Origin of the sequence: Streptomyces doebereineriae (assembly GCF_031845645.1) — a bacterium.
Lineage (GTDB): Bacteria > Actinomycetota > Actinomycetes > Streptomycetales > Streptomycetaceae > Streptomyces > Streptomyces canus.
The window spans coordinates 1-423 of sequence record NZ_JAVREZ010000435.1; the positions used below are offsets into that span (position 1 = coordinate 1).

1 pseudogene is annotated in these 423 nt (G+C 64.1%); it reads left to right on the forward strand.

The window, feature by feature from the left end:
- Positions 1–423, forward strand: a pseudogene (locus RNB18_RS52665) (hypothetical protein); the annotation flags it as partial.

The following is a 423-nucleotide window of genomic DNA, read 5'->3' on the forward strand; positions in this document are numbered from 1 at the left end:
GATTTCTTGTCCACTGTCGACATCCGGGGCCGTGACGGCAAGACCCTGGCAGAGGAGTGGGGTGACAGCCCCCGCGCGTATCGCGGCGGCACTGTCCCGGGGTTCCCGAACCTGTTCATCACCTCCGCGCCGAACTACAGCCCGGGACATGGTGCGGGGGCCAACTTCTCGAGGGAGGTCTTGGCGCACTACATCATGGAGTGCCTGCAACTGATGGCGCTGCGCGGTGCGTCGACGATAGAAGTCACCCAAACCGCGTTCGAGGATTACGTTGCGGGAATCGACGAGGCGATGCAACGCACGGTCTGGTGCCACACGCCCAATGCGCACACCTACTATCGGTCGGGCTCCGGTCGTGTCGTGGTGGCGACGCCGTACCGCCTGGTGGATCTGTGGCAACAACACCGCTGCCCGATCGAAGAG